This is a genomic window from Psychrobacter sp. P11F6 (genome assembly GCF_001435295.1).
Lineage (GTDB): Bacteria > Pseudomonadota > Gammaproteobacteria > Pseudomonadales > Moraxellaceae > Psychrobacter.
Genome location: NZ_CM003594.1, coordinates 1,123,473 through 1,136,777, shown reverse-complemented (window position 1 = coordinate 1,136,777; position 13,305 = coordinate 1,123,473). Strand labels below are relative to the sequence as shown.

Sequence of the window (13,305 nt, the reverse complement as noted above, 5' to 3'; positions counted from 1 at the left end):
TTTGATATCAAGCCCTGATCGTCTTAACTCATGTACGCGCTGGGCCAGGCATGTGATTTGGTAACGCTCGTAAGCCTCCCACGTTGATATGGTTGCTCCAGTCATTAAGTGAGATCTGATCGTGTCTGTCTGTGTTGCTGTTACTGTTTGCCGTGGATTAGTCATTGTTATGCCCCTTTTGCGTCTGATGATTGGCCTTCAAGCCATGCGATAACATCACTATTACGCCACGCAGTCATTGTAGGAGACAGCTTCACTGATGCTGGGAAACGTCCATCTTTTGACCATTCAAACAAGGTGGTTTTACTAAAAGGGACAAATGGTAGAAGCTGGCTTGCGCGGCTCATACCTTGTGGTGGTAAGTGCTTAACATGGTTTTCCTGCGCCTCTAGTTTTGCGCTGGCATTGTTATTAGCAGTAAAAGAAATAACTAACATGTCTGTAGTAGTCATGACTAAACTCCCTTGCTAGCTGAGTGTTGGCGTTCAATCCACGCTAATAAGTCAGCATTTCTAAATAATAAAATTCCGTTGATTTCAATCGGTCTTGGGAACTTTTCAGCCTTCCACCATCGGCGGAGTGTCTGATGATGGACACCTACTAAAGATGCCGCTGTCTTAATTCGCGTCTGTCCTTGTGGGTGTAATTGCAATGGGTTTTGAGGATTGTTCGATATATTCAGCATTTTGATAACTCCTGTTTGATGCCGTTAATTGGCGTTATTAAGTGTTATCAATCTTAGCTACCGGAAGGTTTTCCAGCATCCCAACTGGTATGAACTCGCATACCAGTTGGGATGCTGGTTTTATTTTGGTATAGTTTTTTGACAATAAAAAAGGTGAGCAATTAAGCTCACCTCTCTATCATCTCTTATGCTAGCACTCAAATGAGTAGCTAGTAACCTGCGATTGCTTTGCTTTCTTGTAGTTGCTGTAAGAGCGCCAGGAGTGACGACTCTTGAACCTCTTGCATACTCATCGTCGCTGTCGCGCTACCGAGCTTGAAGTTAACGTCAATATTATTTTTAGGTACAACACTGGCGGCGGTATCGTAGTTTTTGTTATTCAAGCTGCTGACTGCTTGCAGCGCACTATCAGATATCTTGCTCAAACCGCTATTAGTTTGGCTGTAACGGATGTTCTCGGCAATTTCTGACATATAAACCGATGCGCTTTTAAAGTTTGATAAATCAGAAGTGGTTAAAGGCTGTCCATCTGTATAGCCTTGTAGCTCACCGAAATTCAAAGCGCCATTACTAATGCCTTGCTTGTTGTACAACTTTCGAGCTTCTTCCATTGCTTGCTCAGCGGTCGAACCTGCTGACTTTAGGAAGTTCTCAGCGGCTGTCTTACTGCCAAACTGGTTACCTTAACTTGGTGTGTCCTCAGTGCCATAAATCCGCAAGTTTCTAAGCGTTTTGTCACCATTTTAATATATTGCTCTTCCATTACTTCAGCGGCATAGCTACCTTTAGCAACCATTTCATCATAGTTCTTAACGACCGCGACCACTGTTTCATCAAGTCTATTTTGTTCTGTTTTATTCATCTCAACCCATGCAGCACCAGATTTAAATTGAAACTCCATCATTTTTTGTTCTGAGCGTGCATACAGCTCTTCTTGCTTAGTAATTAATGCTTCACCCATTGTCGAGGTTTCACCGTTGAGCTTAGCGATACCAACCAACACGCTACCAATAATGCAGCTGATTGTGCCAAAAACACTATCAGCTGCGATTGATAAACCACGTATGCCGCCATTGCTCGCAGTTCGCCTTTGGTCACGCCTAGACCGTCAGCCATTGCTGTAGCTAATCGCGGCGCTTGCTCCATGATTGAGTTGAATTCTTCACCACGCACTACGCCTGATTGTAAGCCCTGCACAAGCTGAATGATTGCAGCATCAGCACTGGCAGCACTACCACCTGATAACTTGATTGCCTCGTTGAAGGTCTTAGTGACCGATAGTATCTCGCTTTGTGCCAAGCCCAGTGACTCAGATGCTTGGGTGATACGTGAAAAGAGCTCCCCTGTGTTTTCAATACTAGTAAAGATTTCCTTTGCAATATCAGTTACACCTTGAAAGCCTGTGACAAAAGCAACCCCTTCACCTGTAGCAAGTTTTACCTTTGCTTCCAATGTGACAAAAGCATCTGACATCTCGATGATTTCAGCGGCACCGATACCAGCAGCAGCCGGTAGTCCTGCCAATCCCCCTTAGCAGCTCTAAGCTTACCAACGTTGCTGCTAAAGTTGTTTGCACTTGTGTCTGTCCGTCTTATTGTGTCATCAACACCATAGAGCTCACGCTCAAATCGTCTGATTTGCTCCTCAGCTGCTCGTGTAACCCTTTCAATCTCTGCTGCTGGCTTACGCTGTTCTGCTGAAAGTTGACCAGTGTGCGGTTGATTTGCTCAATCTCACCATGTATAGTTTCAGGTACTCGGATGTTTGCCATTCGATATAGCGCGTTACGTGCATTATCTGCACTGGTGCTGGCACGATTCATCGCACCTGCTAACTCATTGGATAGCGGTGTACTAGCTGATCGCGCTTGGTTAAGCTCAGCTTCTAAGCGGTTAACACTCTGTGCCGCTGTTTCCAAGTCTCTTAGGCTTGCGCCTGTCTGAGCTAGGCGTGTGGCTTCAAGACGTGTTTCTTGTAGATTGGTTTCAAGATGTGCGACATGCTTTGCTGCGCTTTGAATAGCAGTATCAATTTGTTCACGGGTAAGGTTCGCGCCAGCACCCATCTGTCTTAATTGGTCTGCCGCTGTTTTTATCTCACTTGTGAGTCTGTCTGCACTCACGTTGCCAAGACCAGTTAATAAACCTTGCGCGCGGTCCGTGTCGGTTGTCAGTTGCGCCAAATTGCGTTCTACAGCCTGCGTAAACTGACTAAATCGATCACGCGCCTGGTTCACGCCTGCATTAAAATTCTCATTCAATAATCGTAGCTGTACGCTAAAATCTAGATCTCCTGCCATACTGATAGCTCCTCATATCTGCCATTAACTGGCAGTGTGTAGGATTATCAGCTTAGCTATTGGAATGGTCGCCAGCATCCCAGCTGGCATGGATTGGCATGTCAGTTGGTACGCCAGTTTTGGTTTGGTATGGTTTTTTAGAGACTGACTATTTCTTCTTTTTCGCTTCAGATAGAGCTTCATTTGCAGAGTCAAAACATTCTTGTAGTTCTTTTTGCAGCTCTATATCTAAATCGTTGATACATCTTGCTAGCTCTTCATTAGCTTCTGCGAAACGTTCTGCAAGCTTTGTTCTTTTTTGCCCATATATCGAGTATGCCTCAATACTCTCAATAATTTTATTCTGACTCGAAAATAAAGATTTTTTGAGCTCCACTCCAACTCCATACTTGAAGTCATCTGTATTTGACGTAGTTAGCAACTCAAGCAATAAACCTATAGTCACTAGATAATTTTTTTGAACGCTTCCTTCTAATTGGTTATTATCGTTAACAACTTTGATAGAGCGCGTCAATGGTTTAACTTGCGTTAATTCTGCTACAATCTCCTCATTCTGCGCTTTAAGCTTTTCATACTTTAATCTCAGATCTTTATAGTCTTTTGCAAGCTGATTAATCTCTTCATCTTTTTTATTACATTTATCAGAGTTAAAAGCGACAGGTCGAACGAGTTCATCACTACTTCTTTTTAGTGAGTCGCCCTCGTTATTAAGACATTCAAACACATCATCATTAAAGCCTTCATAAATAAAATCAAGACGTGCCAGCCATACTTTAACCTGCTCAGATGAAATTTGACCTTTATCATTGAAAATCGTTAACGAACGAGCGTCTATCGCAGTATCTGTTATTTCTTTATAAAGCTTGTAATCATGATTATTATAGTCTTCACCTACTGGACTATAGTCAGCAAGCAAACAGGCTATTTGATGAGCTGTAAATAATTGGTACTTAATTAGCAGTTTTTGATACTGTCCTAACTCTATTAATGGTTTTTCAGTTTTTATTTCTCTTTCGACTTTTAGCTGCTTTTGAAGACAATCCACTTGTTTAGTTAGCTCTTGAACTTGTCTTGACTGTTTTGCCTCAATATCTTTAATGTAAAGCTTTTCGATAGCGCCTTTACTTAGTAAAAATTCAGCACGTTCTTCAGTTAAACCGATGACTTTCTCACCAGCTTTGAAACGGCCAACAGATTTTTTTGCAATATAATAATATCCACGTTCATAAGCAAAAACATCGTATTCTGATAAAAGCTTAAACTTTTTTAAGTCATCAACAAGGAAATACTCATTGCCTTCAAGCGGCTCTTTCAGTGCTTTACGTGTGCCAGTAAAATAGCCATCAGGACGACTAGTCTCTAATACTTCAAAACTTCTACCACCTTGGTAGTGATACACTGGAGTTTCTATATCTATATTATTGGATAATAAATATTTCTTAACATCATCTATCGGGCTATCAGTCGCCTTTGATATAAGCTCTAACGTTTCCGAAACTAATAAGAACCCCGCCTTTTTTTGCTTGATTTCCTCTTCAAGCTTTTTAGCTAAAATACTCATTTCACACCCTTACACCCTCAATCTAAATAGGAGCAAGGCAGTGACAGTTTAAGGGTGTGAATATCTGTCTTTCGGGAGCAACCCCTAGCCTTGCAAAGCGGTTAAAGCATGATGTTAACCATGCTTTTGTGTTTGTTGTTTGAAGCTGGCATGAATGACGTTATCTAACTTGCCAGCATAAGCATCATCAATGAAGTTTGCCCATTGGTGCATCATGTCAATTCTGTATGGTAGGTGTTGCGCTCCGTTATAGGCTGCACTGATTTTGTTTTCTCTATCGTGTGCCAGTTGCAGCTCTATCGCTTCGTGCATAAATTCTTTTTCATGCAATGTAGTGCTAGCAAGACCACGGAAGCCATGGCCAGTCATGCGGCCTTTATAGCCCATTCTCCATAAGGCAGTAATGAACGCATTTTGACTGTAAGGCTTACGTGTTGAGGTATTAAAGAAAACGTATTGATTCGAAAATCCTAACTCTTTGATCTGTTCCAATATAACCATTGCTTGTGGCGCCAATGGCACAATATGCAAACGATTAGCTTTCATCTTCTCAGCAGCTATTCGCCATAGACCGTGTTTATAGTCAATCTCTGACCACTCCATAAAGCGGAGCTCACTGGTACGTACAAACGTATAGCACATAAACCATAAGCCCAACTTGACCAGTAAATCACCCTCATAGGCGTTAATGTCCTGAAGTAGCTTAGGTAGCTGTTGAGAGGTTACACGGCTGTGGTGCACAGTTTTACGAGGTTTGATAGCTTCTGCAAGGTCGGTAGCGGGATTATGAATTGCAAGTCCGTTACGTATAGCGTGTTTGAATATTTGACCCACCTCCCTAATAGTACGCTTCGCCATTTCGCCAGCGCCACGTGCCTCTACTGCCTTACCAATAGCTAAGACATCAGGTGCGGTTATGTCATCTATATTCTTTTGGCCGATAGAAGGCTTAATGTCACGCATGTATGCGGAGTAATTACGGGAGAAGGTACTTTCTGCTAGGTAGGTTTTACGTTCGGCATACCAATCTTGTGCGACTGTATCAAATATCTTTTTACCGTCTTGGCTGGCTCGCTGATCTTTTTTGTGGTCTTTCGGATTCACACCATCAGCTATTAAACGTTTAATCTCAATATTGCGCTGGCGTGAATTTTGAAGGCTCATTACTGGATAGGTACCAATAGTGAGAGTTTGCTGTTTACCTTGCCAGCGGTAAGCACTGATCCATGACTTAACACCTGTATAACGAACCCATAATTGCAGCCCGTTACCATCACTGTGTTTGTCAGGTCGCTTAGTATCAATGGAAATACTACTGGGCTGTAGCTTATTGATAGCGGTATGGGTTAGGGGCACGGGTCTATCCTTTGTTGGTATTATCCATGTTAGTACTGCTCAATACCAACAATAATACCAACATTCTATATGGAACACCATAGGACAGGATAGAACTTAATACCTGAAAAACACCCAAAATAAAGGGCTGACAGTCTATGACGGTCAGCCCTTTATCGTTGTTTGGTGGAGATGGCGGGAGTTGAACCCGCGTCCGCCAGCATTACGCTCATGAATCTACATGTTTAGTTTCTGTCTTTAGTTTTAATCCGCACCGATCCGACAGTCAGGATGGATTGGACGATTCTCTACTTTTGAACCCAAGCAATTGAGACAATCACTTGTGGCGAGCCTACATGCGGACGCTTCAACTTAGTTGACCAACTGTAGGTGATCAGCAACTAAGTAAACAGGGTTTAAGCTGCTAGAGCGTAATTTTCGTCGTTTGCGACTATAACAATATATGTTTGATTAACGAGAGGACATATACTCTCGACATGCATCATTGAGTTTCATTACCAGCGTCGAAGCCAGAACATCCCCAATAAGGTCATATATTATATAGGATTTATACGTCGACTTTCAACCTATATAATATCTATATTACATTACGTTACAGCTGAACTCTCTAAGCCAGGACTTTATTGAGCCATTTACCGATATTTTGAATCTGCGGCATGCAAACTTGATGTGCCATCGGATAAGTATGATAAGCAACATTATAGCCTTTAGCAGATAATAACTGCTGCGCCTGCTCGCCCAAAATTACAGGAACAACTGGATCATGCGTACCATGCTCAATCAATATTGGCATATCTTTATTAGCAGCGCTATAGCTAATATTATCATTAGTCGCTAGATAAGTAGAGAGTGTCATCAAGCCAGCTAAACGCTGCGGGTAGCCAAGTGCCACATGATATGCCACTGCCCCACCTTGCGAAAATCCTGCGATTACAATGTGTTCAGGCTTAACACCACGCTCTATCTCACGGCTGATCAAATCACGGATTTGCTGCGCAGACTCTTCAATCTGAGAGACATCGACTTTACGCTCTAGGCTCATCTCTAAGATGTCGTACCATGCTGGCATTACCATACCACCATTCACCGTCACTGGGCGCTTTGGTGCATGAGGGAAAACAAAACGCACTGCCATATCATCCGCTAAACCGAGCTGTGGTACCACTGGCTCAAAATCATGACCACTCGCGCCCAAACCATGCAGCCAAATAACAGCTCTATCTATCTTTTTTTGCGTGGGATTATGCTCAACGATGACCGCATCTAAATAGTCACTCATATTTTTAAATTCCTTTAAATAAAAATGGTAGGTACATCAAACTTATTTTTAGTAAAACTGATATTCGCACTATATTTCAATATTTTTTATAATAATACTGATTATTTTACAGCCTTTCATCAAAACCGCTAGTCAAAAAAGTCTTCGCTAATAATGCTAATTTCCATCAACTTTTCACATCTTTTAAGGCCTGATAGCAAAAGCGAGTGCGACTTTTGTGCTACGATAAATTTATCAACCTAGATAACACTCTAGCTACTACTGTATGATGCCCTACACTCATTTTTCAATGTTCGTATCTCATTAGATATTAATAACCCCTTCATCTTAAATAGTTTTTCTTTATATAGCGATATAGAGCTTATGACCCATATTTTACTGGTAGAAGACGATCCTGCTATCGCGATGTCACTGAAAGTCACTTGCAAGCGTGAAGGCTGGCAAATCACTTGGCTTGATAACGCCAGTAACGTGTTGCCTTTTCTGCGCAATTTACATAAAAGCGCTGAAGCGCAAAATCTATCGGCGATTATTTTAGATGTTGGGTTGCCAGATGGCGATGGTCTCAGTCTCTGTCAACAGATACGCCACACCCCTGATATTAACGGCTTAAAAGACACTCCTATCATCTTCTTGACGGCGCGTAGCGATGAGGTCGATCGTATTTTGGGTTTAGAAATGGGCGGCGATGACTATTGTGCCAAGCCCTTTAGCCCGCGCGAGTTGGTTGCCCGTCTAAAAGCCATTTGGCGACGTGAGCAATTATTGTCTCAGTCCTCCACCTCCCATACAACAGAAGCCAGCGATACAGTCAACCCTGCCTCTTTGAATACTATGTCGGGGCAGGCGTTAATCTTTGAATGTCAGTCTGGCATCTGGCACTACCAACCGCTTAATTATTCGTTAATGTGGCAAGAGCAGAAGCTTGAGCTAAGTAACACCGAACGCAAAATCTTATTGACCTTGTTAAAAGCGCCCAATCAAGTCTTTAGTCGTGAGCAACTGCTCGGCGCTGTGAGCGACTATCCCGATCATCGCTTAGCGAGAACCATAGACAGTCATATCAAGTCCATTCGTAAGCAGCTGGCGACTGTCGATGCCAGCATCTATGTTATCCATACGCATCGCGGCTTGGGCTACGCCTTGTGTCCAGCATAGCTGCACTGCCTATAGCCATATTTTGATTAAAACCGATATTCTATGACGTCAAATAATACACCTAAAAATATGAATCATAAAACCAACGATAGTGCTAACAGCCATCCTAATACTCATATTAATAAGGCTGATAACAGCGCGCATGCCAGCCAAAGCAATTGGTATGCAAAACTTCATCCTATCGGCACCGCGCAGCAAACGACTAAACCAAAACGACTGCTGAATTTAAGTATATTTTTTAGGATTTGGCTCGCGTTGGCGTTAGTGCTGATTATCTGCGGTGTGGTCGCATTTACTCAGCTGTTTGGTTATGTCAAACCGACGGCGCAGCAAGTCATCGAAGATACGTTGTTAGATACCAGCAAATTGCTGGCAGCAAGTTTGCAGATGCCGTTATCTTCAGGACAATTATACGATGAAGAGTACCAAACTAAACTCGATGCGGCATTTATCAGTGCGCCCACGATAAGTAAAACAACAGATCCAGAATATAAAAATAAAAGCCCTAGCAGCTTTCGGATATATGTCACCGATGATAAAGGCGTTGTCATATACGACTCACTACCCGAACCTGACAATGATGAAGGACAAGATTACAGCCGCTGGAATGATGTCTATCTAACGTTAAATGGTCAGTATGGCGCGAGAAGTACAACGCTAGATCATAATCAGCGAGATGGTACGGTGATGTATGTGGCACAGCCGATAAAGGATGAAACTGGCAACTTGATTGGTATCATCAGCGTTGGCAAACCTGTCGCTAGCGTGTTGCCTTATTTGGACGATACGCGCAATCGCATGCTTATCACAGCACTGCTCATGAGTATTGCTGCCCTTATATTAGCAGGACTGGTCGCATGGTGGCTCAAGCAAAGTATCAGCCTTGTGACCCAATATACCAGTGCACTGGCAGAAGACACCAAAAAACCCTATTTTTACTTAGGTCATGAACTTAATAGCCTAACAGATACCATTGAGTCTATGAAACATCGATTGGAAAATCGCGCCTATGTCACCGACTATGTTCATACCCTGACCCATGAGCTCAAAAGTCCGTTAACCGCCATTCGTGCCAGTAGTGAGTTGCTAGAAGACGACGGGCTCGATAAAGAAGATCAACAGATGCTCATCCAGTCCATTGGTGAACAAAGCATCAAAATGCAACAATTGATTGATCGGCTGCTATTACTTGCTAAGGTTGAGCAACCGAGCTTTAAGCTGAATCGCCAGCTGACCCCTCTACTACCGTTGTTGCAAACCCTTGCAAAAGACAATAGCGCTAAATTGCAACAGCAGCACCTAGCGCCTATCGACATCTATCTTAATAATAAACGGGTGACTGAAACAGCGACTTTATCGCCAGATGCCTTGGCAAATACTAGCGTTTTCGCTGATCAGTTTTGGTTGGTACAAGTGCTGCAAAATGTATTGGACAATGCCATTCATTTTGCCGATAGCACAGTCGTTATTTATCTGCACAACATCGCGCAACATGGTTCAGCGCAAACTGTGACTATTGATATCTTTAATAATGGTAAATTGCTCCCTGAGTATGCCGTTGATAAAGCGTTTGACCGTTATTTTAGCTTATCGCATCAGAGCCAAGCGGCTGAAAAAACCTCAGAGCATGCACCAGATAAATCTTCCAAGTTAGAAATCAAACAAGCACAGCAGCCCAATGTCACAAGTAATACCTTAAAAAAAGGCACTGGCCTTGGTTTAACTCTTGTGAAGCAAGTTATTGAGCATCATGGCGGTCAGGTAACTATTAATAACGTCCATGATGATAACGATAAAATTGGTACTGATAAGAATCAGCGTTCTGGTGTCATGGTTAGCTTAACCCTACCATTGGCTTAAAAATAAACATCTATGCCAGTTCATGAATTTTCCATCATTCCTACACAGGTTTTCTATCTGCTTATTTTACGATAGCGTTATTCAAATTCGTAACCCCTATTAAGGATAGACAGGCCATGAAAGACGCTATTGAACAAAACCAAATTATAAAAAACTGTTTAGGCGGTAGTCGCCATTTTTGCCTACAAGCGCTGTCAGGTGAAGGGATTGATAGTATCGCTTTTGGGCATTGGTTAGCCATTCCCAGTCAACAACTGCTATTGGTATTTCGCCACCAGCAATGTGTGGCTATTGACCACTATCAAGTAGCGGCTTAAAAATTCATTCAATTTAATGATTAAATCTTATTAACTGAATTGCTGGCTTGTTAATTATTTATAAAAAATCAGTCAAAAAAAACCCTCTATCATGTCTAGTTAGAAACGCTAGTTAGAAATGATAGAGGGTTTATAATTTTACGGTAAACAATCTAAGTAATAGATGCTACTGGCGGCTTCATATCCGCATTTTGACCGCGATGGCGCAAATAGTGATCGAGCAAAACGATAGCCAGCATGGCTTCTGCGATAGGTGTGGCACGTACGCCAACGCAAGGGTCATGACGACCTTTGGTCAGCATATCAACCGATTCGCCTTGAGTATTGATACTCTTGCCTGCCGTGGTAATGCTAGAGGTTGGCTTAAGCGCAATACTGACACGGATGTCTTGCCCTGACGAGATGCCGCCCAAAATACCACCAGCATGATTGGCAGTGAAACCGTCTGGCGTCAGCTCATCACGAGAGCTATGACCGAACTGTCCTGCCACTGCCATGCCATCGCCGACCTCAACGCCTTTAACAGCATTGATGCTCATCATCGCATGGGCAATATCCGCATCCAAACGATCAAATACTGGCTCGCCAAGTCCGACTGGCACACCGCTAGCGATAATCTCTAGGCGTGCCCCGCAGCTAGTGCCTTCACGGCGCAAACTGTCTATCAAGGTCTCAAAACGACTGACAGCATCGGCATCAGCGCAAAAAAACGGATTGCTATTCACAAAGTCCCAATTAATTTGGCTTGAGTCTAGGACATTACTGTACTCATTACCAATTTGGGTGACGTGACCACGGACTTGCACACCTAAGCGTTCTTGTAGATATTTCTTAGCGATAGCACCTGCCGCCACGCGCATCGCCGTCTCGCGCGCTGAGGAGCGCCCACCACCACGATAATCACGAAAGCCATATTTCATGCTATAGGTATAGTCGGCATGACCGGGGCGAAACGTGTCTTTAATCTCGCCATAGTCTTTGGATTTTTGATTGGTATTACGAATCAGCAGGCCAATAGACGTACCAGTCGTCTTACCCTCAAACACACCAGAGATAATCTCAACTTCATCGGACTCGCGGCGCTGGGTAGAGTATTTAGACGTGCCCGGTTTGCGGCGATCTAAATCGATTTGTAAATCATCTGCGGATAAGGCTAAACCCGGTGGCACGCCATCGACGATTGCCATAAGACCTGGACCATGCGACTCGCCGCACGTGGTGACTGTAAAAACCTGTCCAATGCTATTGCCTGCCATATTTATCCTTAAATAAATGAAGTCAATTTTTGAGTATCGCGTAAATCTCGATGGTTTTATTACTCAACAGTTCTAGTACTCGATAGCTCTATTGAATGCTATCTAACAGTTGTACATAAGCAGCAAACAGCTCACGATGCGCCATGAGCTCATCATAGGTAATCGCAAAGACACCGTGACCACCGTGAGCAAATTTCAACCAATCAAACTGGATTTCAGGATAGGCTTGCTTTAATGCCCACTCACTATCACCTACTTCACAAACTAACAAGCCTTCTGGACTTAGATAATCTGGCGCTTCAAACAAAATACGATGCACCAAATCCAGCCCATCTTGACCCGCAGCTAGCGCATGCTCTGGCTCATATAAAAATTCAGGTGGCAGCTCTGCCATAATAGCCGCATCAACATACGGCGGATTGGTGACGATCAGCTCATACTGGTGTTCAGCAGGAATCTTAGCAAACAAATCGGACTCAATCACATTAACCTGATGCCCAAGATCATGATGATCGACGTTTACCATGGCTACTTCAAGCGCACTTTTATCGATATCAACAGCATCAACCAGCGCATCAACAAAACGCGTCGCAAGCGCAATAGCAATACAACCAGAACCAGTGCATAAGTCTAAAATACGCTCAGGCTGTGACAGCTGCTTGACCTCTAAACCGTGATCATAAAATGCAGCAGCCTGCTCGTTGACGCTCTTAACAAGTGGTTTGGCAAGCTCATTGACATCAAAATATGGATGGAACTGCTGACGAATCAATTCTGCGATAGGCGATCTTGGAATTAGTACACGCTCATCGACATAAAAAGGCAAATCACAGAAGTATGATAAATTAATCAAATAGCTTAATGGTTTACGCTCAGCGATACGCTCTTCTAACAAACTCAGTACCAACTCCTTCTCTGAGGTGGTCAAGCGACAATCAAGAATCTGCTCATTGGCTGACCAGTCTAAAGCCAGAGAATGCAAAACAATGGCGGATGCTTCAGCAAACTCATCGGTGGTGCCTTGTGCAACGACCACATCATAATTACGAAGCTGGGTGACCGAAAAGCGAATAAAATCACGAATACTGACCAATTGCTCGCGGGCCTCTTCTAATTCTGCAGGCAAATTGGCAAATTGATCGTCTTCACCCAGAATCCCACTCTCTAAATCAAACACCATTTCACTCTCTAGACCATCGTCATTGAAGTATTGATTTTGAAACTCTTCTGCGCTCATTGTTTGGTCTTCTGACATATCGCACCTTGCTGATTACATGTTCACTGACTACATGCGGATGGGTTAAAACGCCTTTTATTAAAAGCCGATCTATTAAATAAAAATTTATTCACCATTATAGACATAAACGCTAAGTTGCGCCAATTTTTGCAGTTTTATATTCATAAAAATGGCTCTAAAAACAATGTGAATAATGAGGATTGTAAGTAAGAATAGCGCATCATCTTATGCATACCCTCGCTCAGTTATTGCCCAACTGTAGTGAATACGTCAACGGTTGACGTTTGGCAAGACTTT

Annotated in this window: 14 protein-coding genes, 1 other RNA gene and 1 pseudogene; 3 read left to right on the top strand and 13 right to left on the bottom strand. The window is 43.0% G+C overall.

The window, feature by feature from the left end:
• Positions 1-3: 3 nt before the first annotated feature.
• From AK822_RS15250 to AK822_RS04690, 11 genes and pseudogenes are all read right to left on the bottom strand, one after another.
• Positions 4-165: pseudogene (locus AK822_RS15250) on the bottom strand (helix-turn-helix domain-containing protein); the annotation flags it as partial.
• Between the two features lie 2 nt (positions 166-167).
• Entirely contained in the window at positions 168-452 is a 285-nt protein-coding gene (locus tag AK822_RS04735) for a helix-turn-helix transcriptional regulator (RefSeq protein WP_228139063.1), read from the bottom strand.
• A 2-nt stretch (positions 453-454) separates the two neighbouring features.
• Positions 455-685 carry a helix-turn-helix transcriptional regulator gene (locus AK822_RS15245; protein ID WP_060490742.1) on the bottom strand — a complete coding sequence of 77 codons (231 nt, stop codon included), beginning with the start codon at positions 683-685 and terminating at the stop codon, positions 455-457.
• A 209-nt stretch (positions 686-894) separates the two neighbouring features.
• A complete protein-coding gene (locus tag AK822_RS04725) occupies positions 895-1,296 on the bottom strand; it encodes a hypothetical protein (protein WP_060490741.1) in 402 nt (133 codons plus the stop codon).
• A 29-nt stretch (positions 1,297-1,325) separates the two neighbouring features.
• Positions 1,326-1,646, bottom strand: a complete 321-nt coding sequence (locus AK822_RS04720; protein WP_060490740.1) for a hypothetical protein — start codon at positions 1,644-1,646, stop codon at positions 1,326-1,328.
• Positions 1,631-2,209, bottom strand: coding sequence for a tape measure protein (locus tag AK822_RS04715; RefSeq protein ID WP_060490739.1), 579 nt, complete (start codon positions 2,207-2,209; stop codon positions 1,631-1,633). Before AK822_RS04715 ends, AK822_RS04720 begins: the two co-directional genes overlap by 16 nt.
• Positions 2,210-2,276: 67 nt before the next feature.
• On the bottom strand, positions 2,277-2,984 hold the full coding sequence (locus AK822_RS04710) for a hypothetical protein (RefSeq protein WP_060490738.1): 708 nt from the start codon (positions 2,982-2,984) through the stop codon (positions 2,277-2,279).
• 148 nt (positions 2,985-3,132) lie between these two features.
• Positions 3,133-4,545 carry a coiled-coil domain-containing protein gene (locus AK822_RS04705; RefSeq protein WP_060490737.1) on the bottom strand — a complete coding sequence of 471 codons (1,413 nt, stop codon included), beginning with the start codon at positions 4,543-4,545 and terminating at the stop codon, positions 3,133-3,135.
• 114 nt (positions 4,546-4,659) lie between these two features.
• A complete protein-coding gene (locus AK822_RS04700) occupies positions 4,660-5,901 on the bottom strand; it encodes a tyrosine-type recombinase/integrase (protein ID WP_060490736.1) in 1,242 nt (413 codons plus the stop codon).
• 163 nt (positions 5,902-6,064) lie between these two features.
• Positions 6,065-6,423, bottom strand: a transfer-messenger RNA (tmRNA) gene (gene ssrA / locus AK822_RS04695).
• Positions 6,424-6,508: 85 nt separating this feature from the next.
• Entirely contained in the window at positions 6,509-7,180 is a 672-nt protein-coding gene (locus AK822_RS04690; RefSeq protein ID WP_060490735.1) for an alpha/beta hydrolase, read from the bottom strand.
• Positions 7,181-7,543: 363 nt separating this feature from the next.
• Between AK822_RS04690 and AK822_RS04685 the strand changes: the two genes are divergently transcribed.
• The 3 genes from AK822_RS04685 to AK822_RS04675 all read left to right on the top strand — a co-directional run bounded on the left by AK822_RS04685 (position 7,544) and on the right by AK822_RS04675 (position 10,515).
• Entirely contained in the window at positions 7,544-8,338 is a 795-nt protein-coding gene (locus AK822_RS04685; protein WP_060490734.1) for a response regulator, read from the top strand.
• 42 nt (positions 8,339-8,380) lie between these two features.
• Positions 8,381-10,198 carry a two-component system sensor histidine kinase CreC gene (creC, locus tag AK822_RS04680; protein WP_060490733.1) on the top strand — a complete coding sequence of 606 codons (1,818 nt, stop codon included), beginning with the start codon at positions 8,381-8,383 and terminating at the stop codon, positions 10,196-10,198.
• Between the two features lie 116 nt (positions 10,199-10,314).
• Positions 10,315-10,515, top strand: coding sequence for a hypothetical protein (locus AK822_RS04675; protein WP_055124390.1), 201 nt, complete (start codon positions 10,315-10,317; stop codon positions 10,513-10,515).
• A 152-nt stretch (positions 10,516-10,667) separates the two neighbouring features.
• On the opposite strand, the gene aroC is transcribed toward AK822_RS04675, so the two are convergent.
• Entirely contained in the window at positions 10,668-11,771 is a 1,104-nt protein-coding gene (gene aroC, locus AK822_RS04670; RefSeq protein ID WP_060490732.1) for a chorismate synthase, read from the bottom strand.
• Positions 11,772-11,859: 88 nt separating this feature from the next.
• Positions 11,860-13,026 carry a 50S ribosomal protein L3 N(5)-glutamine methyltransferase gene (gene prmB, locus AK822_RS04665; protein WP_060490731.1) on the bottom strand — a complete coding sequence of 389 codons (1,167 nt, stop codon included), beginning with the start codon at positions 13,024-13,026 and terminating at the stop codon, positions 11,860-11,862.
• Positions 13,027-13,305 lie beyond the last annotated feature (279 nt).